The following is a 25,708-nucleotide window of genomic DNA, read 5'->3' on the forward strand; positions in this document are numbered from 1 at the left end:
CATGTTCAGCGGAGACGGCCGGAATTGGATTTCGAGGGATCAAAATCACCTCCACAATGCGCCGACGGTAAATCGAAGCCGAACGAGAGAACCATCAAAAATATTGCATTGCAACAAATATTGTGTACTGCAATGAATAAACTCTTTATGATTGAATCAACTACTGCCAAACCATCAACCGATCAGTCAAGGCTTGTTGGCATTCCATTTGGGCGCTACTGCGACTCATGAACAGCCTAAGTTTCACTCCGTTGCTCGCGCTGTTGCTCGCAGGATCCGCCCAGTCCGAACCGGCAAATCCTCCGCTCAAAGGGTGTATCTCGGGCGCGAGCGCGGATCAGCAACGGCTATGCGACCGGCAGGCCTCCGAGCAGCTCACGAGCGCCAGCCGCATCACTGCGCTCGAGGGGGGATGGCAGCTCGTCCGCACCAAAAATCCGTCCGGAGGAACCGACGCTGTCTCGGTCATGCATGTGGCAGATTCCTCACAGTCAGACCTGAGCCTTGCCGGTCTGAACCTTCAATGCGGTCAAAAAGGCGTCGAAGTCATTCTGGTGACTCTGGAACGCAGGTCGCGCGGTGACCGTCCCAAGGTGGTGCTGAGTGCAACCGGCAGCCGAAGCGAATTTGAAGCAACCGTTGTCCAGGCCGGCGAAGCCCTGTTGCTGCCACAGTCTGCATCCGACCTTGCGGTCCATGAGTGGCAGAATTCGCCCCAACTTTCCGTTGAGATCGACGCTAAACCCGCCCCGATCCGCGGCGTCATACCCATCAAGGGTCTTGCCACAGCAATGAAAGCGCTAACCACGAACTGTCCCGTTCGCTAACCCTGCACGGCAGCGCAGGGAACGATTGACGGTTCCTTAGGAATTTGGGTGAAAGGGTGGTCGCCGGAGACACATTTATGATCCCGGCGGCCATATTCTTGTTTCTTGTTGGTGCAGTCCTCGCGTGGGCCTTTCGCGTCTGGATTCTGTTCCCGTTCTGCCTGCTCGCAATGATTGCTGCCATCGCGATCGAGCTCAGCCTCGGGACGAGCATCGCGGCCGCCTTCGGCTATAGCCTTTTGGTTGGGCTCGCACCGCAGCTCGGTTACGCGTTTGGTCTTATCGCACAGGGCACGCTGCTCGCGCGATTTGCGCAACCTAACTCTGCGCGCAAAGCCTCCGTGGCGCTCCTCTACAAGAGAGCATCCCTCGATCAACGGCGATAGCGCTCGGCGGACCAGTGCCCTTGGCTCGCTAACATCGTGGCGCAAGGGAGTGGCTACCTTCCAGCCGCCCGATAGCGTTTGGCGACGCGCAGTTCACATGCGATACTCGTGCTCAGATCGGGCCTTCTCTGGCCGGCAACCTTTCGCGCATCAAAAAGCCTCCCTTGCCCATCGCCTCTTATTTGCTGGTCGCGCTGTTGGCCACGGCTCCGGCGGCCGTCATAGCCGATGACGGCTACGTGCAGTCTGCGATTTTCCCCCTGATCGCTCTCACGCTGGCATTCGCTGCTATGTTTGCGCCCTCGCCCGAAATCGCGTTGGCCAGGCAAACCCTGAAACGGTTCGCCCTGGCGATTCTTGTTCCGATCATCTGGATGATCGGGCAGATCATCCCCTCTCCCGTTTCCTCGCTTGCAAACCCCATCTGGTCGAGCGCGGCAATCGCATTGAACGCGCCCTCGCTGTCAGGGCACATCAGCATCGATCCCGGCGCCACATTGCACAGCCTGGTTTGGTATCTGGCCATCTTCGCGTTGATCGTTGCCACCGTTCTAGTTACCAAAGATCGACGCCGGGCCGAGCTGATCCTGCTGGTCTTGACGGCGGCTGCGACGCTCGTTGCGCTCTCCTTTTTTCTGGGACGAGCCGACCAGCTGGCAGCGACAAGCGGCATGGTCGCGTTGACTGCCTTGCTCGCCGCCTTGGCCAACGGAGCCGTAGTCGCCATGGTCGTGGAGCGCCATCTCAATCACTCCGAAACGATCTTTCCTGTTTCGGCTACGCGTCTGTTGCAGATGCTTCTCGGTGTTTGTGGCATTGCGGTTTCGGTTGGAGCGATCGTGGCTCTTGGGCAGAGGCAGCTTCTCAGCCTGGCGGGGCTGGGTTTTGCGCTGATGCTATGTGTAGCAGTAGTGCGCCGACTGGGCCTTCGCCCCTGGCTGGCGAGGATTCTCGCGCTCACCCTGATCGCCGCGACCGGAGCGGGACTAGCCCGGTCTAGCGCCTCGACGGATCTGCTCGGGCTCGCCGAATCCTCAGATGAATCGTTGGCAGTTGCCCAACGAGCCTTGTCGGGCCCACCATGGGTCGGAAACGGCGTCGGCAGCTTCGCGGAGATTTCGCGCGTTTACAGCGATTTCGGCACCAGCGGACCCGTCATGCCGCCATCAGCCGCCATCTCCATCGTGATTGAATGGGGACGGCCGGCGTTGCTCGTTCTTGCCGCGCTTGCACTTCAGCTCTTCTTCTTCAATTTGCGAGGCGCTGTCGGTCGGGGGCGAGATTCCTTCTTCGCGTCACTGGCTGCGGCCGGCGTGCTTTGCGCCCTGTGTGCAAGCTTTGTTGGCCCCGGTCTTCTAACGCCCGTCGTGCAAATCATTCTCGCGGTCATGGTCGGGCTCGGCATCGCGCAATGCACGGGACGAACCAGCAGTGTCTAGGCCGGTCGCGCTTAGACCCGGCTGGCCGCAATGGTTGCCCAAAGCTTGGAATTCGGCATCTGCATCCGAACCCATCGATAGGGAACGCGCGACCACGGCTTGATGACCTGCGTCATGTTGTCGAGCACCAGATCTCCGTTTGTTGTGCGGACGACGAGAATGAGGTGATGCTCGCCCGAATTCACAACGACCTCACTCAACAGCAGCGCGCGCGACGGCCATCCTCGCGCCAGCAGTTCATGCCGCTTGCTGACCGCGTAGTCGTTGCAATCGCCCCGCGCCGGATTGATCAGCCATTTTTCGCCGGCCAAACCGAGTTCATTTCGCTCCGGCGCGATGTCACGATTGACGGTCTGATTGACTTCCTTGAGATCGGCCCATCGCTGCTCGGTAAGCTTGACGGAGCCGCCCCGAAAGACCGGCCTCGTGCGGCACTCGTCCCGATAGTGCAGGCAAAATTGCGTGTATGCCATCGGCGGCAAGGTAGGCGTATCGAGCTTGATGCGCTGGATTGCGGATTGGAGGCCCATCGGCATCCCCAAAAGCCCCGCCTGGGCCGGGCCAAACCAGTTAACAGCGGTTACGACAGCCAACACGGCCAGGTTTGAAATCTTGCGCATTTGGTTGCTCCCCGTACGCTGATTGGCTAGGAAGCTACCCGTAACGGTTTGAGATTCTGCGGCTTTTGGTCAGTCAAATAGAGACAAAAGCTGGGCACGATTTTGCGATTGCGTTTACTATGTTCGTTTACATCGGTGTTGTTCGGGCGTTGACACCAGAGCGCTGCAAGGACCATCAAGTTCGGTAAATGCTAAGATCGTCGCGATCAAAATCCAAGCTACGCAAGCCGAAGCTGCCGGACGGACTGCGCATCTATGCGATCAGCGACGTCCACGGATGCGCCGATCTTCTTCAGCAGATGTTTACCGTGATCGACCGTGACCTCACCACGATCGGCTCGCGGCGGGCGATCCACGTTTTTCTTGGCGACTATATCGACCGCGGTCCGGACTCCAATCGGACGATCGAGCTCCTGATCGAACGCGGCCTGAAGCACGAGTCTGTGTTCTTGAGGGGCAATCACGAGGCGTTTCTGCTCGAGGTCCTGCAGGACCCCGCCCGCCTGAATGAGTGGCGGCAATTTGGCGGGCTCCAAACGCTGACATCCTATGGACTGAGACCGTCGCTCAACCCTGATCCGGCCGAGCAGGCGGAACTGATTCAACAACTGGCACAGACCATTCCGTCGCATCAAATGAAGTTCTTTCAAGGACTCCGACCACGCTTCGTGTGCGGCGACTTTTTTTTCGTCCACGCCGGCGTACGTCCGGGTGTGCCGCTGGCAAAGCAGGAAGAAAGCGACATGCTATGGATCCGCGAGGAGTTTCTCCTGAGTGACGACAATTTCGGCAAATATATCGTTCATGGTCATACCCCGGTCCAACAGCCGGACATTCGCTCCAACCGAGCCAACATCGATACCGGCGCCTATGCAACGGGCAATTTGACACTGTTGACCATTCAGCACGATAACCTGCTTGCGCTTTGATGCGAGCAGCATGGCCAAGGCTGCTCGCCAGAGAATTGAATGAACTCGTCGAACACCATCCGCGCCGCTCTGACTGGCCTCGCTTTGTTCATCGGCGCCTATGGACTCGCATCGCCTCTCGCCGGGATGATTGTCTCTGAACGCCCCAAATTTCCCCGCGACCCGCAACAAGCGATGGCGCCCTCTCCTTCGATGCCGAGTTGGGCCGGCCTCCTCGCCCTCTTTGATTCCGGCGTCCGGAACAGTCAGGCACTCAACTTGGCCTTTCAGGCCATCCAGCATGGCCAATCTGCAACCGGCGCTAGCGGTGAAAACGATACCGCCCGATCGCAGCTCACGAACGCTCTTTCAAGGGTCCCCTACGACGCAGAACTTTGGCTTGCCCTGGCATTGCTCGAGGCGCAACGCGATCCGAACGGCCCGGCGACCGTCGAAGCGCTCCGGATGGCCTACTTCACAGCCCCGAACGAAGCCGAGCTGATGCCGGTCCGGCTGGACACTGCTACCCGTTTCGATGCCCTTGCAGACCCCGATCTGAGGGAATTGGTGCAAGGCGATGTGCGCCTGATGCTGACGCGTCAACCGGACCAGAAAGCCGCAGTCGTATCGGCTTATCGCCGCGCGTCCAACCGAGGCAAAGCCTTCTTGGAAGAGGCGATTCAGACGGTCGCCCCCACGTTTTTGACAGCGCTACATCGCTAGCTGGCCATTCACCGGGTTCAGCACGCTCGGGGACTGCACGACTGCTTTCGGGAGAACGTATTGCTCGTCTCGATAGGACCGTCTAAGATTGGAACACCTTGGGGAGCACACCATGCGATCATCTCTCGCCTTTCTCGCGCTCGCGTCGAGCCTGACCGTCGCGTCCGCGGCACCATCATTTGCCGCCGACTACTCCGTGCCTCCGGTCACACGGCACGCCGCAACGGTGCCGTATATTGACCGCGGTCCCAATCCCTATTGCGGTCCGCGGTGCGGTTGTCCGATCGTGGCGCGCGTCCGACATCGGTCGCTCGAGCAGGCTTACTCCTATGCCTTTGATCCGCGCACGAGAGACGAGCCGCACTATTATTACGGTCCGGTCCGCACCTACTGTCTCTTATACACATCTCACAGTTTGAGGAGTAGTGTCGTGATCGCAATCCAATCTCTTTCCTGCGCGTTCGTCGTGTGCATGGCGTTTACTTTCGCCAGCTATATCCTATTGGATCATTTTTTACGGCAGTGGATCGACGAGTTCTAACCGCTGTAACTCGCGTCCGGCGGGCTTTTTTTGCCCATTGCCCCGGCCGCTCAAGGCAATAGACCGCAAGGATTCGGGCTGTGGACGATCGACTCGGCCCCAACTCAATAGATCCTGCGCAACATCGCCTAGCCATGCGGTAGGCCCAGCGTCGAGCGGAACTTCGTGAGCAGCACGGGCTTAATCCATTTGCACGTAATCTGCCGAAGGCAGCGCGATGGCGCGCAACAAGAGTACGCGTTGGACCAAAGATCAGGAAGCGGAACTGCTCAAGCTTAATGCAGCCGGCGATCCACCGCGATTGATCGGTGCTAAATTGCAGCGCTCCGAACGGTCCGTTTCCCTACGCTTGTCCCAGCTCAAGAAATCTCCTCACCCAAAAGGACACCGTCATCGATTCGCTTCCTGAATCAGGCCGCGAGCTGGGCACGGGCACCATCGTCAACATTCAACCGAATGCGAAGAAGTCGTCGACACAACCGATGCGTCATATGAGAGCACTGGTGCAACTTGCCTATCGGTGCCTAGTTGCTGCTGTTCGAGTGCCTGTACTCCGGAAACCGGCTCAGCATCGCGGCCTTCAAGAATTTGAAATGCGCAATTGACGTGGAGAGCTCCTTGAGCCTGCGCTGACCGTTCTGAATTTCCTTGTCAAACAGGTCCTGATGGTGATTGTCCAGCGCCTCGCGCTCGAGGTACTCATCATCGCCATTGCCGATGGTCACCGCGGCGCGTGCGAGGACATCCTCGACGCGGCGGTTCAGGCCTGATTGCTCACGCTCTGCGGCCTGCAGGGCGGTCTCGATCGCATCCATGATGGCTTCGATGCGCGCGCGGTCGGTTTCCGCATCGCGCTCAGCTGAGCGCGCGCGAAATTCCCTCTCGCCGCGAAAGCGGTCTCGTAGGAGAGAGTGGGTGCGAGCCCGCAAGAACAGCTGGAACATGCGTGCATTTTCCGGTTTGAGGCGCCAGACCAGAAAATGGGTCCGGCATGGTTAATAAAGACTAAAGCTTTCGCCCTACTCTGCGCGGCTTTGCGCCATCCAGGCCTTCCAGGCGCCTTCGTGCTTGGCGTAGAGCTCCAGCCAGCGCTCCTCGCCGTCGGCCACCCACAGGCCATTCCCATCATACGGAGCCTGCCTATCCTCCCGATGGAGGGTCGCCTGCCCGTCCAGCCGCTCGAATTCGAACGTCTCCTCATGCGTGAGGCCGATCAAAACGCGTCGCCCCACCTCGTCAACGAAATATCGGCGTGGGGCGTTGTTCCTCAAGCTAATCATCGCGTCCCCTCTCCTTCGCGATCCAAGGACCGGTCAACGCGCCCAGGCGTCGACCATAGGCCCTGACAAAAAGGGGAGCACCCACCAAGGGCACGACCAGAGCAATCAGCCAGATCATCAGGTAAGACCCCAGTCAACGCAACACGAACGGCAATCATTTCCTTGCAAAATCCGTGCGCAGCCTACCTACCGAGTACCAACCGAACAACGGCCAGCACGACTTAACCTAACCAGATATGGTTACCCCCGACGGTCACGACCTTTGCCTGCAGCACCGAACGGCCCCGCTTGCGCAGGTCGCTGTCATACTCGCGATGGGCGCACCCAGATCCCGCTTCGGTTGCAATGCCTCAAAACGCTCGTCTGGGCCGGGCGAGCGGTGCGGCCGACCGCGGGCCGGAGGCACGATAGACGGCGTAAAGCCGGTAGCGCTCATAGCGCTTGTGAGACCGCCACGCGCGCGCAGCGTAACCAAGAGCGAAACCGGCGAAGAAGATCAAGAGCAGGATCAGGACGGGCGCCATCGCAGTCTTTCCATTTGCGGAACGTTTCGATCTCCCCGGATGACCTGTTCATTGGCGTCATTCTCATCGTCCAGTTGTGACGACATCATGATGAACGCCGCTGCATTTCTTGCCAGGCACGAAAATTTTTGGGCAGCATTGTGCTCGCGAAGCGAACTTTGATTCTCATCAACCCAGGAACCAGAGGACCAGCTTCACCAATAGCAGCGTGATGAAGTAGACCCAGCCTGCCATCGCAATCAGCGTCACGCTGAAAAATGCGCCCTCGAATGCCCGCTCTCTGATCTTTGCAAGCGGCAACGCAGTTAGAGCTCTCTGCAGCATGTCGATCTTCGCGTTGTTGTTCGCGCAAGACATAGCAGAACGAATTCGACGATCTCGTGACGCGAGTTGTCTCGCTCAACGAATGCAACGTGGTTCTTTCGGAGATGACAGCAATGCGTGGTTGCGCACAATCATTTGACGTTCAGTCTGATTTGTCGCGGGAACTGATTCGGTGCGCATCGGTTGTCGCGATCCGACGCACGCAAAGACGACGAGAGAACTCATGCGCGCATCCAGCGCGGTGCAATCGGGACGAACTCGGCCGTCTCGCCGTCCGGACCAGACTTGCCGCGGAAGAGGAAGAGCCCTTATCTGTCGACACGACATCGCCCGGTCGAAGGGTGTCATCGTAAGCACGCACTGAGACGCAATTTTCTCCCGCGCACCTGCGCATCGGAGATCTCGCTCTTGAATCGAGGCACCAGAGAAACAGCTTCACCAACAGCAGCGTGATGAAGTAGACCCAGCCTGCCATCGCAATCAGCGCCGCGCCAATGTCGCCATACGCGGACCGCAGACGCAGGCGCGCGCTTTACTAATGTTGTTGCTGACAGTTCACAGCGGACACTAATTTGCGTCTCGGGGAAAATTTCAGGAGCCGCCCGAAGGGCGCACCGCGTCGGCACGCTAGCCGGCGCTAGCTATCATGATGTCCAGCTCGCGCTCGAGGGCGCACTGCCATGTCGGCGTCTCCAAACCAAAATCCCGGCGCAGACGCTCGAGACTGAGACGAGAGTTGGCCGGTCGTTTTGCCTTGACCGGAAACTCATCCGTGCAAATCGGATTGATGGTCTCGACCAGCAGGTCGACACCGCGCGCTTTCAGTCCGGCAACGATCGCCGCGGCGAACCCATGCCAGCTTGTTTCTCCCGCACACACGACGTTGACGACACCTTTTCGTCGTTCAAATACGGAGTCCATGCCGGACCGGTCTCTGGGAATGATATTCGCCACGACATCGGCGATTGCCTTTGCCGAGGTTGGCGCACCGATCTGGTCTGCGACGATGCGAAGCTCTTTGCGCTCCTTCGCCAGTCGCGCGATCGTCTTGAGAAAGTTCGCGCCGCTCGCCGCGTAGACCCAAGACGTGCGAACAATCAAATGAGGCGCACCGGAAGCCGCAATGGCCGTATCGCCGGCGAGCTTACTCGCACCATAGACCGATAGCGGCCCCGTGGCGCTGTCCTCCCGCCAAGGCACACTGCCGGAGCCATTGAAGACGTAGTCCGTCGAGAAATGGATCAGCGGAACATGATGGCGCGCGGCCCACTGCGCGATGAAGGCCGGGGCCTCAGAATTGATCCGACGCGCAAGCTCCGGCTCATCTTCCGCCTTGTCGACCGCCGTGTAGGCGGCCGGATTCACGATCAGATCGGGTTTCAAATCATCGAGCTTGGCTGCGAGTTCACCAGGCCTCGACAGATCGAACTCTTCGCGCGCAGGTGTGACGACCGTGGCCCATGTCTGAAGCAAGGGAAGTAACGCGCTCCCGACCTGCCCCGCAGTTCCCGTCAGCAGAATTCGCATCAGACCTGTCCGTAGAGAGGAAGATTCTCGACATCAGCCAGCAGAGGCGCGGCCGCATCCTTCGCGGAGAGTGACGGATTTGAAATCTTCCAATCGATCCCGATCGCCGGATCGTCCCAACGCACCGAGATCTCATCCTTGGGGCTGTAGCCGTTGTCGCATTTATAGAAGAAATCCACCGTCTCGGAGAGAACGGCAAAGCCATGGGCAAAGCCGCGAGGAACCCAGAGCTGCCTGCGGTTCTCGTCGTTCAGCTCGACGGCGACATGCCGGCCGAACGTTGGGCTACCGACACGAACATCAACGGCAACATCAAGCACGCGCCCGCGCAGAACCGTCACGAGCTTGCCTTGCGTCATTGGGTTCTGCAAATGCAGGCCGCGGAGCACGCCGTAGCTCGACCGCGACAGATTATCCTGCACGAAGGGGCGGACGATGCCGCTCTCCGCATAACGGCTCGCCTGATACGTCTCAAGAAAGAAACCTCGCTGGTCCCCGAACAATTTGGGTTCGACAATGAGAACTTCCGGCAATTCTGTCGCAATTACGTGCATCTGTGGTTGTACGCCCTGACGTTTACGTCGAATCTATATCAAACTTGTGCACCGCACACCATCTGCTAGTTTAGGGTTGGTAAATCTGCGAGGGACTATGAAAGGTATCATACTCGCCGGCGGAACCGGCTCACGCCTCTACCCGGTGACGACCGTCGTTTCGAAGCAATTGCTTCCGGTCTTTGACAAGCCGATGATCTATTATCCGCTGTCGACGCTGATGCTCGCCGGAATCCGCGAAATCTTGATCATTTCCACGCCTGCCGACAAGCCGCTGTTCCAGCGGCTGCTTGGTGATGGCTCTGAGCTGGGCCTGAAGTTTTCCTACGCCACGCAAGAGACCCCTCGCGGCCTTGCCGATGCCTTCATCGTCGGCCGGAATTTCGTGGGCGATGACTCCGTGGCGCTGGTGTTAGGCGACAACATCTTCTACGGGCATGGCCTTCCGGAAATGCTGGCGAAGGCCTCTGCCCGCAAGAGCGGTGCCACCGTGTTCGGCTATGTCGTCAACACGCCTGAACAATATGGGGTGATCGAACTCGACAAGTCCGGGCGCGCGCTGTCGATCGAGGAAAAGCCGAAGCAGCCGAAGTCGGATGTGGCGGTCACCGGACTTTATTTCTACGACAATGACGTTTTGGATATCGCGGCCAATGTAAAGCCCTCGGGCCGGGGCGAGATTGAGATCACGGACGTCAACAAGGCTTATCTCGAGCGCGGCGATCTGTTCGTGGAAGTGCTGGGCCGCGGATTTGCATGGCTCGACACCGGCACGCACGCCTCTCTGGTCGAGGCCAGCCATTTCGTGCAGATCCTCGAGCAACGGCAGGGACTGCGCATTGCCTGCCCCGAGGAAATCGCGCTAAGACGCGGGTATATCTCGCTCGAGGCATTCAACCGGGTGGCCGAGCGAACTGCCAAGAGCAGCTACGGCGAGTATTTGAAATCTGTCGCGCGCTCGTTCCGCGGCTGATTGCCGACATTGGGGTGATTGTATCATGCGGTTCAAAGGATCCACGATTTTCGTCACCGGTGGTGCAGGCTTCATCGGATCGGCCGTCGTTCGTCATTTGCTGCGCGACACGCATGCGCGCGTCGTCAACCTGGACAAGCTGACTTACGCTGCCAATCCCGAGTCGCTTCCCGACGCGGACGGCAACCCGCATTACGCGTTCGAAAAGCAGTGTATCTGCGAAGGGCCGTCGCTGCGAAAGCTGTTCGAAAAGTATCAGCCCGATGCGGTGATGAATCTCGCCGCCGAGAGCCACGTGGACCGCTCCATCGACGGCCCCGGCGAGTTCATCCAGACCAATATCGTGGGCACGTTCACGCTGTTACAGGAGGCGCTGCGCTATTGGCGAACGTTGTCGGCAGAACGGCGCGACCGCTTTCGCTTCCTCCACATCTCGACCGACGAGGTCTTCGGCACGCTCGGCGCCGAGGGGCTGTTCTCCGAAGACACCGCCTATGCGCCAAACTCGCCCTACTCCGCCAGCAAAGCATCCTCGGACCATTTGGTACGCGCCTGGCGCGAGACCTACGAGCTTCCGACCATGGTGACGAACTGCTCGAACAACTATGGTCCCTATCACTTCCCCGAGAAGCTGATCCCACACATGATCATCAAGGGGCTCGCGGGCGAGCCTCTGCCGGTCTATGGCGATGGCCAAAACGTCCGCGATTGGCTGTACGTCGAGGACCATGCCAAGGCACTGACGCTCGTGCTGGAGCGCGGCGTGGTCGGCGAGACCTACAATGTCGGCGGCCGCAACGAGCGGACCAACCTGCACGTCGTCGAGAAGGTCTGCGATCTCCTGGACGAGATCGTGCCTGCAAATACTGGTTCGCGGCGCAGCCTGATCTCCTTCGTCAAGGACAGGCCGGGCCACGACCGCCGCTACGCGATCGATGCTTCAAAGCTTGAACGCGAACTTGGCTGGCGCGCCGAGGAGAATTTTGAAAGCGGCTTGGACAAGACGGTCCGCTGGTACTGCGAGAACCGGAAATGGTGGCAGGCCATCCTGGATGGCGGTTATCAGCAGGCACGTATCGGCCTCGGCTGATGGACGCGCCTCAACTCCAGCGTGCGTTCAAAGACTTGATCAGCGCGGCGCGACGGGGACGAATTGCGCGGTCTGCCCGTCCACCCCGGCCCAGCCCCGAAATTGCAGAAGGCCCTTGTCGGTCGAAACGATGTCGCCCGGCTGCAGCGTATCATCATTGAGGACACGCTCGGTCGCGATTTTCTCCGGCGGATCGGGCGGGATCGCCGCCCGCAGTGGCGCTTGCAGCTTCCAGTCCAGTCTCGCCTGATCCGACCGCCTGCGCGCCTCAATGATACGGCGCTTCCAGTCCTCGCGGGACATCAGGCTGTCCGGCGATGGAGCACTCTCGGCATCCGCCACATCGGCCGGTGTGGGTGCGCCCGGCGTTGATGCTTCCGCCGATGCGGGCTCATCGCCCGCGAAACCCTCTCCGCCGCCGGCGAGGGTCGCCAGCACGATCACGCCACAATGAACTAATCTATGCGCCATCAATCGCCGCCCCGCGGTCCGGAACATCTGGTCAATTTAGCCGGTTATCGCTTCAGCGTCATCAGGCAGGTGTAACGAAGCTCATACGCAGTCAATCAGCGAGGGTTAAGGCTAATAGTCAGGACAGATTTGACCAGCGCGGCCTGTGCGCACTATCAATGGCTCGATTCAGACTGCTGGTTCTTTCCCCTGCCAAGCCGCGGAGACGACATGACCAACCGACCGACTGTCCTCGTTACGGGAGGCGCCGGTTACATCGGTTCGCACGCCTGCCGCGCGCTCGTTGCGGCCGGCTATCGACCCGTCGTCTATGACAATCTCTCTACTGGCCATCGGAGTTTCGTGTCGGGCCCGCTTGTGACCGGCGATCTGCTGGATGAAGCTACGCTCGCCCGTGTCTTCGCCGAACACGAGGTGTCCGCGGTGATGCATTTTGCGGCCGCGAGTCTGGTTGGCGAATCCGTCGCCGATCCACAGAAGTACTACATCAACAACGTGCAGGGCACGCTGTCGCTGCTCAACGCCATGCGCAATGCCGGCTGCCATCGCATCGTGTTCTCATCCACCGGTGCGGTCTACGGCAATGCCGATAGCAAGGCGCTGCCGGAGAATTTCCCCTGCGCGCCGATCAATCCTTACGGCGCATCGAAATGGATGATCGAGCGCATGCTCGCGGACTATCGCACGGCGTATGGCTTCGGCGCATTTTGCCTGCGCTATTTCAATGCCAGCGGCGCTGATCCCGCCGGTGGCATCGGCGAACTGCGCGACAACGAGACGCATCTCATCCCGCGCGCCATGATGGCGCTGCAGGGACATGTCGGCGACTTCGCGGTCTTCGGCGACGACTACGATACGCCCGACGGCACCGCGATCCGCGACTATATCCACGTCACCGATCTTGCGGCCGCGCATGTCGCTGCGCTGAAACTGCTGCTCGAAGGGCATGCCGGCGGCAGCTTCAATCTCGGCACTGGCGCAGGATTCTCGGTGCGGCAGATTCTCATTGCAATCAAGCAGGAGACAGGGCGGGAGGTCCCCCACGTCGTCAAGCCACGGCGGCAGGGCGACCCGACTTATCTTGTCGCCGATCCCTCCGCGGCTCGCAACGTTCTGGGCTTCGAGCCACGCCATTCCGATCTGCCCACAATCATTCGTACCGCCTGGGCGTGGCACCAGACGGCTCATCCGCTGAAGCAGAGGTGACGCAGTCGCGATCTGCCGGGCCGGAAGCGAGGATTCATCACACGGATCGACTGCGGCTAGGTCGTGTACCTATAAACCCGGCGGCGTGATGCGAACGAAGGCTACGTCCGCTTTGCCCTATTACCGGCGGGGGCCGTGCGACAGCGCAATATGTCGCGAAGGGGCCATCAGCTGAAATTCAACGAGGTTCGGAAGGCAGACATCCAAGAAAACGGCGGGCTCTTGGGCGCCGCTCGCGCTCTCTCATAGGAGGCGAGACGCTTTCTAGACAAGAAGTTGCTCGGTGCGGCCAGAGCCGCATCGAACGCCCAGTTCATTAGCCTAGTTGCTCTCTGGCGCTGCCATCCTGCTCATCGTTCTCAATTCTTCGCTCCATCCAGATGCGCAGACGAGCTAACTCACGGCAGAGGCGCGAAGCGCGCCAAATAGGTCGCAACCAACTTTTCCGAGCTGAAGGTAGAGCGCACCGGGCCGTGGAGTGCTCTGATAGTCAGGGTTGTCGCCAATTTAGGCGAAGAGGATCTCGCTACTCGCTTCACTGGCGCTATGAAGTGCCGGCGACTAAGGGTGCTACCAAGGTCACCGGCCTGGTTGCTGCCGCTGCCGTCTATTCCATGCAGAGTGTCAAGGCGTCGGCGGGTTGACGTTCCACGTATCTGCCTTGATGCGCAACGCGGGACCTTCCTTCTCCGCTACGAGCAAGAAGTTTCCGCTTACATCCATTGTTTGCCCATCGGGCAAGTTAATATTTCCAGTCCAAGTCCCTTGTTCCCAAACCACATTCCCGTCGGCCGAGCAGCGTCCCTGCTGCACCTCCAGATGATTCCAGACTTTGGTTGCCACCTCGGCCCATTCTTGAATGCCATTCCGGCCAATCACGCTCGGCTGTCCCGCCGGCACGAGCACGGCGTCTTCGGAAAATAAAGCCGCCCAGCCGGGCGCGTCGTGCCTGTTGACCGTATCGATGTATCTGGAGTTCAAGTCGGCAAACGCCTGCGAAATATCCATAGACGCCTCCTAAAAAGGTGCGATGAGATTTGCGGCACTTTGCGCCACGCCCGGCGACAATCTCAATCCGCCCCGATCCGCACGTGGCAAAACTGCTTGTGGTACAGTCGATTTCGGGGGCTGATAAAGTCTATCGCTGGGCCAAGTAATTGTCGAGCGGCGAGAGAATTTCGAAAGTAGTGAAGTACACGGTATTTCCAGTTACCGCGGCCGCATTCTCTAGCGGAGAGAATTCCAGCGGCGAGCGTCCCACTGCTTGCGCGAGCCCCGTTCTCAGGCAGACGGCAGGTCGATATTCAGCCGGGAGCCAGGGATTCGGCTAAGCCGTGCTCCAGCCCCGCCAGTGCGAGAAGCTGGCAAGGGCGCTCAAGTCAAGGAGCCTGTCTCAGAACCTCAACACAGCGATCGCGGTGATCGCCAACGATATTGACAAGAACTCGTTCCACCTCGTGGGTCATGATCATCGCGGTGCCATCGTGCTGCCAGAAGTGGTCACGCAGCCAGGTGGAAACACGGCTCGCCAACTTGCCGCCGTGCTAAATCCGCAATATTGGGGGTGAGGTGCAGTGTTTGGCATGGGTGGCTAGTTCGTGCGCAATAGCTTCCGTCCGGAAATAGAGGATCTTCTGAACGAAAAATCAAGCGGCCGAAAGTGGTGGTGCGCTGCAGTACATCACGGCTGGGTCTGCTACCGGCGGAATTGAAAAAAAGTGAGATGCAGCCGCTCATGCCTGCATTGTGGCTGAGGACCGCTTCGGGTCATTCGCGACTGAGCCGGGCACTACTCGCTACCAATCGACGTCCGCTTCAGTCCCGATAACGCCCGCATTTGTGCAGAAGCAGCAAATGACGCGAGGGGCGCTTCCAGACTCCTGCAACCCAGCAAACAGCTAGCTCATTCGATCACCTTATCGGCCCTAAGGATCAAACTCGCAGGTACGTCGAGACCAATCGCCTTAGCGATTTTCAGATTGATTGTGAGCGTGAGCTTCGTCGCCTGCTGGATCGGAATGTCGGCGGGCGCAACACCGTTGAGAGCTTGGCCGACCTCACTCGCCCAGAGATTGAAATAGTACGGATAGTCTGGCGTATAGGCCAAGAATATCTTTTCGTCGGCTATGCCCGTCCACCAAGTAATCGATGGGAGCCGGTATCTCACTGCCAAATCAAGTATCAAATCTCGCTGCTCGAAGTTGGGAGGAAGCCCGTTGGCCATGAGCGATTGAACCAATTGCTGCACCATGGTCGCGAAGGCTTGCCGATACTCCGCTTCTCCTGCCGAACGCTCCATAGGTATGCCGACGATTGAAACTCCCGACCGCTGGCCAGCGTCTCTCACAGCCTGTCCCCAAGCACCTTCCCACTCCGCGCGGTTTGAGAGATACGCAACGCGCGCCACCGAAGGGATCGCTTGCCGGAGAATTTCGAGGTGCTTCCCTTGCATCTCGATCCCGGCATCCAACGAAACGCCGGTGACGTTGTGTTCCGGCTTCGCCATGTTCTTTACAATTCCAGCAGCGACCGGATCGCCAAACGTTGCAATAATTGGAATTGTGGTTGTCTCGTTTGCGACCTGCAGGGTGAGTTGATGATCGAAACCAAGAGCTATCACGTCCGGCTTTGCTTGCACGATGTTGCGCGCGACCTCCGCGTAGCGTTCGGGCCGACCCTCGGTAGTGTATCGATCTATGATCAGGTTCTTGCTTTCCTCGAAACCCATCTGGCGAAGCCGATCAAAAAGCCATGCCCAAGGCGGTAACGAGAAGTCCGTTCCGTTCTGGCTGCAAACTGCCAGTCGGTGGACCTTGTCTTTCTCCGCAGCCTGCAAGGCACTTGCCGCTGTAGTCGCGAACAATCCAGTAAGAAGGTCCCGGCGTCTCATGTGCCCCTCCCTCCACGGATTACGATTGTAGGATTAAATCTTATCACTTTCGTCGGCTCTCTGCGGAGGCGCGATTAAGAAATTTCCGCTCAGGGTCATTCCCGACTGAGCCGGGCAGTGCACGCTACCAATCGATGTCCGCTTCGGTCCCGACAGCGCCCGCATTTGTGCAGGAGCAGCAAATGACGCGAGGGGCCACAAGGCGACATCACTCGATCACCGCGTCGGCACGGGCGAGTAGGGTCGGGGAAACGGTCAGGCCAAGCGCATTTGCAGTCTTGAGATTGACTGCCAACTCGAACTTGGTGGGCTGCTGTACGGGCAGATCGGCGGCTCTGGCACCGCTGAGGAGGCGGTCAATGTAGGTCGCAGACCGGCGCCAAATATCAATGATGTCGATGCCGTAAGAGATTAAACCACCATCCTCTACGAAGTAGCGGAATGGATAGATCGCAGGTAGCCGATGTTTTGCAGCGAGGCTTATGATCAATTTCCGATGAAGGAGCGTGAACGTATCTGGCAAGACAACCATCCCGCCGTTCTGCGCTTGGGCGATTACCGAGAAGGCGTTCTCGATCTCGGTCGACGTCGCCACCCCAGCCGGGACAACTCGTACGTCGAGATCTTGTCCCCGAAGTTCGAAGGTACGCAATTGACCGGTCCACGTCGGGCTTCTGGCGTACTGCACAATCCCAACAAGACCAACACCCGGTGCAATCTCTTTGAGCAAGTCAAGCCACTTAGTTGCCATTTCAAACTCAAACGTGGCGAACCCGGTGACGTTGCCTCCGGGATGGGCGAGGCTCGCAACCAATCCGGAACCAACGGGATCGGTGATTTGAACGAATACAATCGGAATGGATTGGGTAGCTTTGCTCAAAGCAAGTGTGACTACAGGGGAATGAGCAAAAATTAGATCTGGGTTCATCGCCACAAGCTCCGAAGCCTGCACTCGCGCACTCTCTGGGTCGGTACTCCAGCGATAAATGAATTGGAGATTTCGTCCCTCGATCCGGCCGAGATCGTTTAACCCCTGCTTCAGAGCGGCGACACGCGGCTGGATCAACGGGTCATTCTCGGTGCTCCCGATGAGGATGCCAATCCGCTTGGCACGATCTGACTGCGCCATGACCAAAACTGGCCACGCCGAAACTGCGCTGCCCAGGACACAAACAAAATCGCGCCGCCGCATAAGACGCTCCCAGACCCACCATATCTATAGTAACGGCCTTCCGGGGCGTTCGAAAGCCATCGGGTCTCCTTCGTTGCTGGGACTGGACCGAAGTCGGCTTAGGGGCCATTTTCGACGGTTTCAGCAAAGGTTGTCGGCTGGCTGATGTCCGCTTCTACCAGAAGGCGTCCAACCGGGACTGCCCGGAAGCGTTGCGTCTGGCCAGACCCCTGTGATTCCCCCCAAACGGGGATGGTATCATGCGGTACGAACTCGCCGACTATGAATGGACCGCCATCAAGTCAAATGCTGCCCAACAAGCCGCGTGGCGTTCCTCGGGTAAATGACCGTCGTGTCCTCAATGGCATCTTCTGGGTCTTACGATCCGGAGACCTTGGCGCGATCTACCCGAGGCGTTTGGTCCCTACACCACTTGCTACAACCGCTTCGTCCGCTGGCGGCAGGCCGGCGTATGGAGAAGATGCACTTGCCGCCGCGCATGATGCGGCTGTCCAGATGATCGACACTGCCATTGTCCGCGTGCATCAGCACGGGGCGTGTATCAGCAGGAATCGAAGGCCGTCGATGGGACGGTCACGCGGCGGGTTGACCAGCAAATTGATGCTCTTGTGGATAGCAATGGCCTGCCCGTACGGCTGGCACTGACAGCTGGCGAGGCCCATGACAATCGACTTGCCGGAAAGCTGTTGTCTCGTCTGAAGTCCGGTTCAATGCTGCTTTCCGACCGTGGCTACGACGCCGACTGGATCAGAGTTTGCCATGAAGAAAGGCGCGTGGGCCAACATCCCGCCGAAAAGCAATCGCAACGATCCGATCTGCTTCAGCCCTTATCTCTACCGCGCCCGCAACCGGATCGAACGGTTCTTTAATCGGATCAAGCAATGTCGTGGTCGCGACACGTTACGATCAGCTTGCCGCCAATTATCTCGCTTTTATCCAGCTTGCATCGATCCGGCTATGGCTGGCCAGCGTTAATGAGTTCACGTCCCAGCCAAACTCCCGTGATTGTACGGTGCCACGCGCGCTGATTTCGTCGCGGTAAGGTTGAGCGGTTAGCTTAATCCGCGGTCTTTGTTGCGAGTTTTCGTCAATAGCTTATCCCTCTTACGCACCGGGCTTCCCCAAGGCCCGGCCCCACCCAAGCAAAGCCGTCGAGCGAACATGGGTCGCTTGGCGGCTTTGTCGTTAAGAGGATCGTTGTCGTCATGGCGCGCAAGCCCTGGTCGTTCAAGGAAGACCGCCGGTTAATGGAGCTAGCCAAGTCTTCAATTACGTTGGAAGAGGCCGCCAAGCAGCTGGGACGGTCGCCCGATGCGGTCAAGCGCATGGCGCTGCGACTTGGTCTGTCGCTCAAGCCCAAGGCCGCCAAGAAGAGCTAAGGCCGACGGGCAGGTTTTCGGAATTCTCCGGACCAGCGCTTTATTCGGGCGATCTCCACCTTCGGCTGTTGGCCGGCTCTGGACGGCTTAAACCTTATCTTAGCGCCTCGGAGGGTAGGATCCGGGGCATCCTTTCTTAACCTTTCGCCGACCGGATGAAACCAGCGCGGCCGCCCGTTTCCCTCATTGCGCTCGTGCTCGCGAGCACGCTGCTCTTTGGTCTGGCGGGCCACCTTGCCGCGACCAGCTTCATCCGCCACCAGCAGGCGCGCCAGCTCGACGAACTGACCGAGGTGGTGCTGCGCCGTTCCGAGTTCGCGATCGACTTTGCCGCCGCGAGCCTCGACGAGCTCGCGGGCCGCGGACTTGCCGATTGCAGCCCCGCCTCGCTCCAGGCGATCCGCCTTCACGTCTACCAGCGTTCCGCGGTCAAGGACGTCCGCCTCGTCAATGCCGACGGCTCGGTGATCTGTTCGGCCTATTCGGAGACGCTGGAATTTGACAAGGGCTGGGTCGACCGCGCAGACATGCTGGGGTCCCGCGATGCTGGACTGCTGCTGTTTCGCGTCGAGCAGTTCGGCGGTGACGCGCTCGGCGTGCTCCGGGACATCGACCGCAGGAAAGGGTTGGTCGCGATCCTCGGCGTCAATTCGAGCCTTTTCGACATCATGCCGGCCGAGCTGCGCGCGCACAGCGAGGTGCTGCTCGCGCTGAGCAATGGCGAGAAGTTAGGGGCGTTCATGCTCGACGCCGACAAGGCGCTGCGCGAGGCGACCGATTTCGACAAGAGCTCGGCGCGCTATCCGCTTCGCACCACCATTCGCGTCGACCGCGCGGTGCTATCGACATGGAATTCGGAAGTCTATTGGCAGGCGATGGCGCTCGCTCTCGCGCTTGGTGTGCTCTTCGGCATCCTGTTGTCCAGGACCCGGCGCATGGAGGGACCGGTCGCGGATCTCGACCGCGCGCTCGCGCGCGGCGAGTTCAAGCCATACTTCCAGCCGATCTTCGAACTGCGCACGGGCCGGATCGTAGGTTGCGAGATCCTGGCGCGCTGGCTGCGCGAGGACGGCTCGGTGGTGCCGCCGATGAATTTCATCCCGCTTGCCGAATCCAGCGGGCGCATCCAGGGCATGACCTGGCAGATCCTCGGCAGCGCGCTCACTGACCTGCAGCCGCACCTGAAGAAGGACAAGGACTTCAAGCTGTCGCTCAACGTCGTGCCAAAGCACCTGTTGAGCGCCGGCTTCATCGACACGCTGCGCAGCACGGTGCTGGCCGCAAAGGTCTCGGCGCGCCAGGTCGTCGTCGAGGTAACCGAACGCGACGAGCTCGACGATCTCGCGCGCGCGGCATCGGTAGTGCGGGAACTACGCGACTACGGCTTCCGCGTCGCCATCGACGACGTCGGCGTCGGCCACAGCGGCCTGTCGCGGCTGAAGGGATTGGGCGCCAACACCATCAAGATCGACAAGTTCTTCGTCGACACGATCACGGTGGATGCATCGACCACGACGATCGTCGAGATGCTGGTCGAGCTCGCGCGCGAGCTGCACATGACGGTGGTCGCCGAAGGCATTGAGGCCGAGGAGCAGGTCCACGCGCTGATCGCCTGCGGCGTCGAGGAAGGCCAGGGTTACCTCGTCGCCGCGCCATTGCCATTCGCCAAATTTATCGACCTGCTCAACGAACGTCGGCCGATCTCTGTCGATTCAGCAGCAGTGCTGGTCGCCTGAACCAGTTTTGATGCGGCCCTATTCTGCACCGGCACATAGCCCGCGTAAGCGATAGTCCAATCGTCACGGCGGCAAGGACGCTCCGCGGATGAACTATTGCCGATCCTCATATCGCTCACAACGCGGATCACCACGCCTCACCAGCGCAAACTCGCTCAGTGGCGGGAAACATTGCTGAAGTGAGTACTGGTCGCCATACGGAGGCGGCGACCGGAAGCAAATCTTCACACCGATCGGCACCTCGTACTGCCTGCCCGCAATGGTATACATGCAGGGATCATTGTTTTTAGGCTGCTGCGCTTGCGCGTGAGCTGCAACGGGAAAGAGCAGCACGGACAAAGCAATAGCGAACACGCGCATAGGGAACTCCTCGAGTTTTTTACCCTTCGCTGGCTGCCCGTTACATTCTACGGCCAGAGCCGCGGACTTCGCAACGCAGATTGCATTGGCTAACGTTCTCGGCCATTTTTAGCGTTTGCACCGTCTGGCGAGCGCTAAAGATCGCAGCCGAGACAACCAGGCACGAATTGCTCATGAGACGAGCAGCTCCGGTATGCTGCCGTTAGCGTGGTCACAAGGACGTGTGCCCCGCAGAGCAGGACATTAACGATGTCCAGAACTTCCTCTGAGGCAAGGCTATCATTGCTATAAAGATGGCCCCATGACCCGGAACAAGCTCATTGCCGCAACGGGCATTTGCCTCGCGCTGATCGTCTACGCCACGCTCGCCGCACTGACGGGGCGGCCGGTGTTGATCGGCCATGCCGAAGCCTATTGGGTCGTCGTGATCGAACGCTTCAGTGCCTATGGCGTCCTGGGCTTCCTGCTGGCCTTTCTGCTGCCCGGGCGTTTCGCCCAGGCCTGCCTGCTGGTGGTCGGCGTTGCCATTTCACTCGAGCTCCTGCAAGCGCTGCGGCCCGACCGGCATGCGGCATTCTTCGACGTCATCCAGAAGGCGTCCGGCGGCGTCGTTGGCGTCAGCATTGCGCAAACCGTTTTGGCGTTTCTGCCGCGGCCGCGATCCTGATTCAGCACTCTGCGGCCTGGCGAAGGCGACGTTGCCAGCAGACTTGGTCGGTAGCGGACTTGCCGGATGACGCCTCGCCAGCCTATTCTCCCGCGGACTTTGAGGAGAAACGTCGCCCATGATCAGAATTGTAATTGCGCTTGTGGCTGCTTCGCTGATTGCCGGTGGAAGCGCGTGGGCTCAGACCACCTCCTCGAACGGAATCCGTAGCGGATATGGCGCTCCGGCGGGTTCGCCGCCCACGTCGACGACGCCTACGACGTCGTCTTCGACGTCCTCTTCGACGTCGACGGGCACGCGCAATGTGGGAACCGGCCAAGGGCGGACCGAGGGCGCCATGGGCCTCACCCCACAGCTCCAGAGGGAGCTCGGGATTGGTCGCCAGCAATAGACACGAGCCGTAACGGCTGGCGTCTGGCGGCCTTCGCAGAGTGCTGAGCGGCTATTTACTTCGCCATCTGCCCGCGGAGCTCACCGCCCGGATTCGCCGCGGTGTGGATGTTGGCGTACCACTTTCCTGCCAACAGATCCGCGGCCTGTGCGTCAGAGAGCGTGGCCGAGCCTCGGATCGGGCTCTGGGTGGACTTGAATGGCAGCGCGATGCCGGCGTTCTTGCCCGGCTCGCTCGGGCCATGGAAATGCGCGCCAACCGCGGGCCCAGTCAGACCTGAATAGGTGACCGCATAGGTCAGGACCTTGCTGTCGGTATCAAAGGTCGCCTCGGCCTTGCCGGAGCCGGAACTGCTGTTCGGCGGCACCTCATTGCTGCCCTTGAGCTCGGCCGTCAGCTTGACCACCTCGGCAGTGGCCGTCGCGACCAAACTTGTCATGCCCAAGAGTATTGCGCCCGCCAGACACGCGACTTTCTGCATGACATCCTCCCCAACCTCCAGGTCGTATTGCGCTTCGCCCTGTTCTGGTTGAACACCCCCGGCAATAGGAAATTCCGGCAACAGATTTATGCCTGATTCGAAGGCATCATGTCCGCTCACTGCGGCGTCGACCATGTCATCCTTTGGGATGGGTTTCGACCACGGAGGACACCTCAAGCCACCCCGCGTTTCTCGCTCTCTTCGGGCGTCAGAAGCATGGCCATCTGCCGATGGGTATCGCGCAAAGCCTCGATCGCACCGTCGAGATCGAAATCGGACTCGCGAATGCTGGCGAAGAACCGCGCCGTCAGCGCGAGGTTAAGCTTAACGCGTGTCGCGCCGTCGCTGCTCTTGCGACGGCGAAGCGACAGATGTCGCACCACGAGCTTGGCTTCCGCCGCACCGCAATTGCACAGCGTCGCGAGTTCATCATACGTCATCCAGACCTGGGGCATGTTCCTGACCGCCGATTGCAAGAGCCGCAACGTAAGGGCGCAATCGTAAAAGCGAGGTTGCTGGCACATTCACTTGATCCCGCTGCCAATGCCGATGGCCCCGGATCACTCGAAAGGGTTATCAGATCTACCTCCGAATGGAACTGCCAGGCAGATGACGGCTACGGCTAAGATGACCGATAACTCCGTGACTCAGGCGGCCATCATGGACTTCTTCCGTGGCCTTATGATTGCGATGCCCATCAGCCTCATATTATGGGTGCTGATCGTCGTGCTTGCCTATCTTGCGTTCCAATCCTTGGCACCAGCCGGCGACGTGCCGGCTGCAGTGTGACACATTCGACATGCGGCGACGATCGGCGGCCTTGAAGCCGCCCTGTCGTCACGCACCTCAATGTACCGCTGCGTAGAGGATCTTGTCCTGCGTCGCTTCCGCTGCGTCGAACTCGGCGACGATGCGCCCGGTGCGGGCGACCAGGATGCGGTCGGAGACCGCAAGCACCTCCGGGAGGTACGAGGAGATCACGACCACCGCCTTGCCCTCGTCGGCAAGCCGCCGGATTTCCGCGTGGATATGCGGGATGGTGCCGACGTCGACCCCGCGCGTCGGCTCGTCGAAGATGACGATCGAGGGATCCTGCACCAGCGTCTTGGCCAGCACCACCTTCTGCTGGTTGCCGCCGGAGAGCTCGATGATCTTTGCCTTGCGCTGGAGCGCGCTGATCTTGAGACGCTCGACCCAGTAGTTGGCAAGCTTGCCGCGCTTCGCGCGCGACAACAGCAAGCTGAAACCTTTCTTGGTGCCGAGCTTGCCGAGATAGACGTTGTCGTCGACCACCATGGTCTCGAAGAAGCCGTTGGCCTTACGATCCTCGGTGATATAGGCGATGCCGTCATTGATCGCCTGCCGCGGCACGCGGTAGCGGATCGGCTTTCCGCGCAGGCGAATGGTGCCACCATTGATTAGGTTTCGCTTCAGCGCGCCGTAGATGACTTTTGCGATCTCGGTGCGGCCCGAGCCGATCAGACCGGCGATGCCGACGACCTCGCCGGCATAGACCGAGAACGACATGTTCTTGACCGCCATGCCCATAGTGACGTTCTCGACCGTCAGCACCTTTTCGCGGCGCTGGTGGGTTTTCTCCTTGCGGCCATAGACGGCCTGCGCCACATCACGGCCGACCATATGCTGCACCAGGCTGTCGCGCGTGAGCTGTTTTGCGGGAGCGGTGATCACCAGCCTGCCGTCGCGCAGCACCGTGATGCGGTCCGCGATCTGGAGCGATTCTTCCAGCGCGTGCGAGATGTAGATGATCGAGACGCCGCGGGCGCGCAGGTCGCGCACCAGATGGAAGAAGTGCACGATCTCTTCGGGCGTGAGGGAGGCGGTCGGCTCGTCGAAGATGATGATGCGGGCCTTGTTGTAGATCGCGCGCGCGATCTCGACCATCTGCTTTTTGGCGGTGCCGAGCATCGCCACCGGCGTTGCGGGATCGACGTGGAAGTTGAGCGATTGCAGAAGCTGCTGGGCCTGGATGTTCAGCGTGCGGAAGCGCGTCAGGAGCTTTTCGTTGCCGAGCTCGATGTTTTGCGCCGCCGTCATCGTCGGCACCAGGCTCGTCTCCTGATAGACCATGCAGATGCCGGCGTTCAGAGCATCGCGCGGCTGCTCGAAATTGGCGGGCTTGCCGTCGAGCCGGAACTCGCCCGAGGTGAGCCCAATCGCACCCGCGATCGCCTTGCACAGCGTCGATTTGCCGGCGCCGTTTTCGCCGACCAGCGCATGCACCTCCCCGGGATAGAGGTTGAAGTTGACGCCTTCGATGGCGTGCACGCCGCCATAAATCTTGCTGCCGCCGATGATCTCGAGCACGGGCTCGGCCGCGCCGTTGGCGAGGTTTGCGCCGTCGCTCATCTGAACTCTCCCGAATGGAGCAGAAGACAGCCGGTGCCGCGTGCCGCGATCACCACGCCCTGGCGCACCTTGCAGGCGGCCGTGACGCCGTGGAAGCGGCCGCCGGCGCGGCTATGCAGGCTGTCGGCCGCCTCGCCCTCGGCGTCAAGATGCATGAGTAATCCGTAGGAGCGCGGCGGCGCCCATGGTTTCTGGATGCCGAGCGCCTTGACGCCGCCGATCTGCATCGGCTCCAGGCAGTCGGCGCCGCCGGCCAGCGCCGGCGCGATCCAGTAGTTCTCCGGCATCGTGCGCATCATCTCCTCGCGGAAATCGTCTTCCTTCAGCACGAACTCGATGAGATGCGTGCGTCGCGCGAACAGGCCGAGGAAAAAGCCCCGATTGCCGTCGGGATGCAGCCTTGCAGGATAGCCCGGCAGATTGCCGGCAATGACCTCGCCCTGCCCCAGGCCATTGGCGGTCAGTGGGAAACGGCTGAGACGATGGGCCCAGCTTTCGGTCAGCCACAGGCTGCCACCGTCCGCCGGGACAGTAACGCCATAGGGATACGGCAGATCACGCAACAGCACGGACGCATCCGCAAGGTCCGGTCCGCAGACAATCAGCCGGCCATTGCTCCGCTTCTCCATCAGATCGCGCCGCCACTGATCCGGCGTGCGGCCGCTCGAGCCCTCGACCGCGAAGATGCGCCCGTCCGCCGCCGCTGTGACCGACAGCAGACCCAGAAGACCACGGCCGTCGACGGTCTCCAGCCACCGCGGGCTGGGGCTCGCCGGATCAATCGCGGCGAGGCCACGCCCAGCGACACAGACGAGCAGCCGCCCGTCCGGGTGTGTCGCGAGCCCACCC

The 25,708-nt window shown here is 60.1% G+C and carries 28 protein-coding genes and 2 pseudogenes; 14 read left to right on the forward strand and 16 right to left on the reverse strand.

Annotated features, from left to right (window positions below; translation table 11 throughout):
* Positions 1 to 227: 227 nt before the first annotated feature.
* The 3 genes from SO156_RS28905 to SO156_RS28915 all read left to right on the forward strand — a co-directional run bounded on the left by SO156_RS28905 (position 228) and on the right by SO156_RS28915 (position 2,652).
* Positions 228 to 827, forward strand: a complete 600-nt coding sequence (locus SO156_RS28905) for a hypothetical protein (RefSeq protein ID WP_498537139.1) — start codon at positions 228 to 230, stop codon at positions 825 to 827.
* A gap of 77 nt (positions 828 to 904) precedes the next feature.
* Positions 905 to 1,213 carry a hypothetical protein gene (locus SO156_RS28910; protein ID WP_498537140.1) on the forward strand — a complete coding sequence of 103 codons (309 nt, stop codon included), beginning with the start codon at positions 905 to 907 and terminating at the stop codon, positions 1,211 to 1,213.
* Between the two features lie 182 nt (positions 1,214 to 1,395).
* A complete protein-coding gene (locus SO156_RS28915; protein ID WP_498537141.1) occupies positions 1,396 to 2,652 on the forward strand; it encodes a hypothetical protein in 1,257 nt (418 codons plus the stop codon).
* Positions 2,653 to 2,663: 11 nt separating this feature from the next.
* On the opposite strand, the gene SO156_RS28920 is transcribed toward SO156_RS28915, so the two are convergent.
* Positions 2,664 to 3,272, reverse strand: a complete 609-nt coding sequence (locus SO156_RS28920; protein WP_498537142.1) for a transglutaminase-like cysteine peptidase — start codon at positions 3,270 to 3,272, stop codon at positions 2,664 to 2,666.
* A gap of 188 nt (positions 3,273 to 3,460) precedes the next feature.
* Here SO156_RS28920 and SO156_RS28925 point away from each other — a divergent pair, with 188 nt between their 5' ends.
* Complete coding sequence (locus SO156_RS28925; protein WP_498537143.1) at positions 3,461 to 4,201, forward strand: metallophosphoesterase family protein; 741 nt, start codon at positions 3,461 to 3,463, stop codon at positions 4,199 to 4,201.
* Between the two features lie 39 nt (positions 4,202 to 4,240).
* Positions 4,241 to 4,903 carry a hypothetical protein gene (locus SO156_RS28930; protein ID WP_498537144.1) on the forward strand — a complete coding sequence of 221 codons (663 nt, stop codon included), beginning with the start codon at positions 4,241 to 4,243 and terminating at the stop codon, positions 4,901 to 4,903.
* A gap of 1,065 nt (positions 4,904 to 5,968) precedes the next feature.
* On the opposite strand, the gene SO156_RS28935 is transcribed toward SO156_RS28930, so the two are convergent.
* The 5 genes from SO156_RS28935 to rfbC all read right to left on the reverse strand — a co-directional run bounded on the left by SO156_RS28935 (position 5,969) and on the right by rfbC (position 9,653).
* Positions 5,969 to 6,388 (reverse strand): hypothetical protein, encoded by a 420-nt coding sequence (locus tag SO156_RS28935; protein ID WP_498537145.1) that lies wholly within the window; start codon positions 6,386 to 6,388, stop codon positions 5,969 to 5,971.
* A 75-nt stretch (positions 6,389 to 6,463) separates the two neighbouring features.
* The gene (locus tag SO156_RS28940; RefSeq protein ID WP_498537146.1) at positions 6,464 to 6,724 is read right to left on the reverse strand and encodes a hypothetical protein; all 261 of its coding nucleotides are present in this window, start codon (positions 6,722 to 6,724) and stop codon (positions 6,464 to 6,466) included.
* 692 nt (positions 6,725 to 7,416) lie between these two features.
* Complete coding sequence (locus SO156_RS28945; protein ID WP_498537147.1) at positions 7,417 to 7,572, reverse strand: hypothetical protein; 156 nt, start codon at positions 7,570 to 7,572, stop codon at positions 7,417 to 7,419.
* 627 nt (positions 7,573 to 8,199) lie between these two features.
* Entirely contained in the window at positions 8,200 to 9,099 is a 900-nt protein-coding gene (rfbD, locus tag SO156_RS28950) for a dTDP-4-dehydrorhamnose reductase (RefSeq protein ID WP_458149764.1), read from the reverse strand.
* Positions 9,099 to 9,653, reverse strand: coding sequence for a dTDP-4-dehydrorhamnose 3,5-epimerase (rfbC, locus tag SO156_RS28955; protein WP_458149763.1), 555 nt, complete (start codon positions 9,651 to 9,653; stop codon positions 9,099 to 9,101). Before rfbC ends, rfbD begins: the two co-directional genes overlap by 1 nt.
* Positions 9,654 to 9,750: 97 nt before the next feature.
* On the opposite strand from rfbC, the gene rfbA reads away from it, so the two are divergent.
* Both rfbA and rfbB read left to right on the forward strand, forming a co-directional pair.
* Positions 9,751 to 10,626 carry a glucose-1-phosphate thymidylyltransferase RfbA gene (rfbA, locus tag SO156_RS28960; protein WP_498537160.1) on the forward strand — a complete coding sequence of 292 codons (876 nt, stop codon included), beginning with the start codon at positions 9,751 to 9,753 and terminating at the stop codon, positions 10,624 to 10,626.
* A 25-nt stretch (positions 10,627 to 10,651) separates the two neighbouring features.
* Positions 10,652 to 11,716 (forward strand): dTDP-glucose 4,6-dehydratase, encoded by a 1,065-nt coding sequence (gene rfbB / locus SO156_RS28965; protein WP_498537148.1) that lies wholly within the window; start codon positions 10,652 to 10,654, stop codon positions 11,714 to 11,716.
* Positions 11,717 to 11,755: 39 nt separating this feature from the next.
* Here rfbB and SO156_RS28970 read toward each other — a convergent pair whose 3' ends face one another.
* Positions 11,756 to 12,187, reverse strand: coding sequence for a hypothetical protein (locus tag SO156_RS28970; RefSeq protein ID WP_498537149.1), 432 nt, complete (start codon positions 12,185 to 12,187; stop codon positions 11,756 to 11,758).
* A gap of 210 nt (positions 12,188 to 12,397) precedes the next feature.
* On the opposite strand from SO156_RS28970, the gene galE reads away from it, so the two are divergent.
* Complete coding sequence (gene galE, locus SO156_RS28975) at positions 12,398 to 13,393, forward strand: UDP-glucose 4-epimerase GalE (protein WP_498537150.1); 996 nt, start codon at positions 12,398 to 12,400, stop codon at positions 13,391 to 13,393.
* Positions 13,394 to 14,017: 624 nt separating this feature from the next.
* Here the strand turns inward: galE and SO156_RS28980 are convergent.
* Positions 14,018 to 14,401, reverse strand: a complete 384-nt coding sequence (locus SO156_RS28980; protein ID WP_498537151.1) for a YybH family protein — start codon at positions 14,399 to 14,401, stop codon at positions 14,018 to 14,020.
* Positions 14,402 to 14,781: 380 nt separating this feature from the next.
* Here SO156_RS28980 and SO156_RS28985 point away from each other — a divergent pair.
* A pseudogene (locus SO156_RS28985) lies at positions 14,782 to 14,938 on the forward strand (IS110 family transposase); the annotation flags it as partial.
* A 358-nt stretch (positions 14,939 to 15,296) separates the two neighbouring features.
* On the opposite strand, the gene SO156_RS28990 reads toward SO156_RS28985, so the two are convergent.
* Together SO156_RS28990 and SO156_RS28995 are read right to left on the reverse strand one after the other, a co-directional pair.
* Entirely contained in the window at positions 15,297 to 16,283 is a 987-nt protein-coding gene (locus tag SO156_RS28990; protein ID WP_498537152.1) for an ABC transporter substrate-binding protein, read from the reverse strand.
* A 208-nt stretch (positions 16,284 to 16,491) separates the two neighbouring features.
* Positions 16,492 to 17,475, reverse strand: coding sequence for an ABC transporter substrate-binding protein (locus SO156_RS28995; RefSeq protein WP_498537153.1), 984 nt, complete (start codon positions 17,473 to 17,475; stop codon positions 16,492 to 16,494).
* Between the two features lie 239 nt (positions 17,476 to 17,714).
* On the opposite strand from SO156_RS28995, the pseudogene SO156_RS29000 reads away from it, so the two are divergent.
* The 3 genes and pseudogenes from SO156_RS29000 (at position 17,715) to SO156_RS29010 (ending at position 20,590) form a co-directional block, all read left to right on the forward strand.
* Positions 17,715 to 18,517 (forward strand): annotated as a pseudogene (locus SO156_RS29000) (IS5 family transposase).
* Between the two features lie 163 nt (positions 18,518 to 18,680).
* Positions 18,681 to 18,854, forward strand: a complete 174-nt coding sequence (locus SO156_RS29005; protein WP_198031824.1) for a hypothetical protein — start codon at positions 18,681 to 18,683, stop codon at positions 18,852 to 18,854.
* A 155-nt stretch (positions 18,855 to 19,009) separates the two neighbouring features.
* Positions 19,010 to 20,590: an EAL domain-containing protein gene (locus tag SO156_RS29010; RefSeq protein ID WP_498537154.1), complete on the forward strand. Its 1,581-nt coding sequence runs from the start codon at positions 19,010 to 19,012 to the stop codon at positions 20,588 to 20,590.
* Between the two features lie 93 nt (positions 20,591 to 20,683).
* Here the strand turns inward: SO156_RS29010 and SO156_RS29015 are convergent, their stop codons facing one another.
* Positions 20,684 to 20,950 (reverse strand): hypothetical protein, encoded by a 267-nt coding sequence (locus SO156_RS29015; RefSeq protein WP_498537155.1) that lies wholly within the window; start codon positions 20,948 to 20,950, stop codon positions 20,684 to 20,686.
* A 301-nt stretch (positions 20,951 to 21,251) separates the two neighbouring features.
* Between SO156_RS29015 and SO156_RS29020 the strand changes: the two genes are divergently transcribed.
* Entirely contained in the window at positions 21,252 to 21,617 is a 366-nt protein-coding gene (locus tag SO156_RS29020) for a VanZ family protein (RefSeq protein ID WP_458149757.1), read from the forward strand.
* Positions 21,618 to 21,797: 180 nt separating this feature from the next.
* Here SO156_RS29020 and SO156_RS29025 read toward each other — a convergent pair whose 3' ends face one another.
* The 3 genes from SO156_RS29025 to SO156_RS29035 all read right to left on the reverse strand — a co-directional run bounded on the left by SO156_RS29025 (position 21,798) and on the right by SO156_RS29035 (position 22,944).
* The gene (locus SO156_RS29025) at positions 21,798 to 21,956 is read right to left on the reverse strand and encodes a hypothetical protein (protein WP_498537156.1); all 159 of its coding nucleotides are present in this window, start codon (positions 21,954 to 21,956) and stop codon (positions 21,798 to 21,800) included.
* 107 nt (positions 21,957 to 22,063) lie between these two features.
* The gene (locus SO156_RS29030) at positions 22,064 to 22,489 is read right to left on the reverse strand and encodes a CHRD domain-containing protein (protein ID WP_498537161.1); all 426 of its coding nucleotides are present in this window, start codon (positions 22,487 to 22,489) and stop codon (positions 22,064 to 22,066) included.
* A 173-nt stretch (positions 22,490 to 22,662) separates the two neighbouring features.
* Complete coding sequence (locus SO156_RS29035; RefSeq protein ID WP_498537157.1) at positions 22,663 to 22,944, reverse strand: hypothetical protein; 282 nt, start codon at positions 22,942 to 22,944, stop codon at positions 22,663 to 22,665.
* A 154-nt stretch (positions 22,945 to 23,098) separates the two neighbouring features.
* Here SO156_RS29035 and SO156_RS29040 point away from each other — a divergent pair, with 154 nt between their 5' ends.
* Positions 23,099 to 23,278, forward strand: coding sequence for a hypothetical protein (locus SO156_RS29040; RefSeq protein ID WP_458149754.1), 180 nt, complete (start codon positions 23,099 to 23,101; stop codon positions 23,276 to 23,278).
* Between the two features lie 57 nt (positions 23,279 to 23,335).
* Here the strand turns inward: SO156_RS29040 and SO156_RS29045 are convergent, their stop codons facing one another.
* Positions 23,336 to 24,859, reverse strand: a complete 1,524-nt coding sequence (locus SO156_RS29045; RefSeq protein ID WP_498537158.1) for a sugar ABC transporter ATP-binding protein — start codon at positions 24,857 to 24,859, stop codon at positions 23,336 to 23,338.
* Positions 24,856 to 25,708 (reverse strand): SMP-30/gluconolactonase/LRE family protein (locus SO156_RS29050; protein ID WP_498537159.1); only part of this gene is annotated, 853 nt, incomplete at its 5' end. The genes SO156_RS29045 and SO156_RS29050, both read right to left, overlap by 4 nt.

It is taken from the genome of Bradyrhizobium sp. UFLA05-125 (assembly GCF_059803515.1).

Coding starts and splice junctions, on each gene's coding strand:
- SO156_RS28905 (WP_498537139.1), top strand. CDS start 228: ATGAACAGCCTAAGTTTCACTCCGTTGCTCGCGCTGTTGCTCGCAGGA.
- SO156_RS28910 (WP_498537140.1), top strand. CDS start 905: ATGATCCCGGCGGCCATATTCTTGTTTCTTGTTGGTGCAGTCCTCGCG.
- SO156_RS28920 (WP_498537142.1), bottom strand. CDS start 3,272: ATGCGCAAGATTTCAAACCTGGCCGTGTTGGCTGTCGTAACCGCTGTT.
- SO156_RS28925 (WP_498537143.1), top strand. CDS start 3,461: ATGCTAAGATCGTCGCGATCAAAATCCAAGCTACGCAAGCCGAAGCTG.
- SO156_RS28930 (WP_498537144.1), top strand. CDS start 4,241: ATGAACTCGTCGAACACCATCCGCGCCGCTCTGACTGGCCTCGCTTTG.
- SO156_RS28935 (WP_498537145.1), bottom strand. CDS start 6,388: ATGTTCCAGCTGTTCTTGCGGGCTCGCACCCACTCTCTCCTACGAGAC.
- SO156_RS28940 (WP_498537146.1), bottom strand. CDS start 6,724: ATGATTAGCTTGAGGAACAACGCCCCACGCCGATATTTCGTTGACGAG.
- SO156_RS28945 (WP_498537147.1), bottom strand. CDS start 7,572: ATGCTGCAGAGAGCTCTAACTGCGTTGCCGCTTGCAAAGATCAGAGAG.
- rfbD (WP_458149764.1), bottom strand. CDS start 9,099: ATGCGAATTCTGCTGACGGGAACTGCGGGGCAGGTCGGGAGCGCGTTA.
- rfbC (WP_458149763.1), bottom strand. CDS start 9,653: ATGCACGTAATTGCGACAGAATTGCCGGAAGTTCTCATTGTCGAACCC.
- rfbA (WP_498537160.1), top strand. CDS start 9,751: ATGAAAGGTATCATACTCGCCGGCGGAACCGGCTCACGCCTCTACCCG.
- rfbB (WP_498537148.1), top strand. CDS start 10,652: ATGCGGTTCAAAGGATCCACGATTTTCGTCACCGGTGGTGCAGGCTTC.
- SO156_RS28970 (WP_498537149.1), bottom strand. CDS start 12,187: ATGGCGCATAGATTAGTTCATTGTGGCGTGATCGTGCTGGCGACCCTC.
- galE (WP_498537150.1), top strand. CDS start 12,398: ATGACCAACCGACCGACTGTCCTCGTTACGGGAGGCGCCGGTTACATC.
- SO156_RS28980 (WP_498537151.1), bottom strand. CDS start 14,401: ATGGATATTTCGCAGGCGTTTGCCGACTTGAACTCCAGATACATCGAT.
- SO156_RS28990 (WP_498537152.1), bottom strand. CDS start 16,283: ATGAGACGCCGGGACCTTCTTACTGGATTGTTCGCGACTACAGCGGCA.
- SO156_RS28995 (WP_498537153.1), bottom strand. CDS start 17,475: ATGCGGCGGCGCGATTTTGTTTGTGTCCTGGGCAGCGCAGTTTCGGCG.
- SO156_RS29005 (WP_198031824.1), top strand. CDS start 18,681: ATGGCGCGCAAGCCCTGGTCGTTCAAGGAAGACCGCCGGTTAATGGAG.
- SO156_RS29010 (WP_498537154.1), top strand. CDS start 19,010: ATGAAACCAGCGCGGCCGCCCGTTTCCCTCATTGCGCTCGTGCTCGCG.
- SO156_RS29015 (WP_498537155.1), bottom strand. CDS start 20,950: ATGCGCGTGTTCGCTATTGCTTTGTCCGTGCTGCTCTTTCCCGTTGCA.
- SO156_RS29020 (WP_458149757.1), top strand. CDS start 21,252: ATGACCCGGAACAAGCTCATTGCCGCAACGGGCATTTGCCTCGCGCTG.
- SO156_RS29025 (WP_498537156.1), bottom strand. CDS start 21,956: ATGGCGCCCTCGGTCCGCCCTTGGCCGGTTCCCACATTGCGCGTGCCC.
- SO156_RS29030 (WP_498537161.1), bottom strand. CDS start 22,489: ATGCAGAAAGTCGCGTGTCTGGCGGGCGCAATACTCTTGGGCATGACA.
- SO156_RS29035 (WP_498537157.1), bottom strand. CDS start 22,944: ATGCCCCAGGTCTGGATGACGTATGATGAACTCGCGACGCTGTGCAAT.
- SO156_RS29040 (WP_458149754.1), top strand. CDS start 23,099: ATGACGGCTACGGCTAAGATGACCGATAACTCCGTGACTCAGGCGGCC.
- SO156_RS29045 (WP_498537158.1), bottom strand. CDS start 24,859: ATGAGCGACGGCGCAAACCTCGCCAACGGCGCGGCCGAGCCCGTGCTC.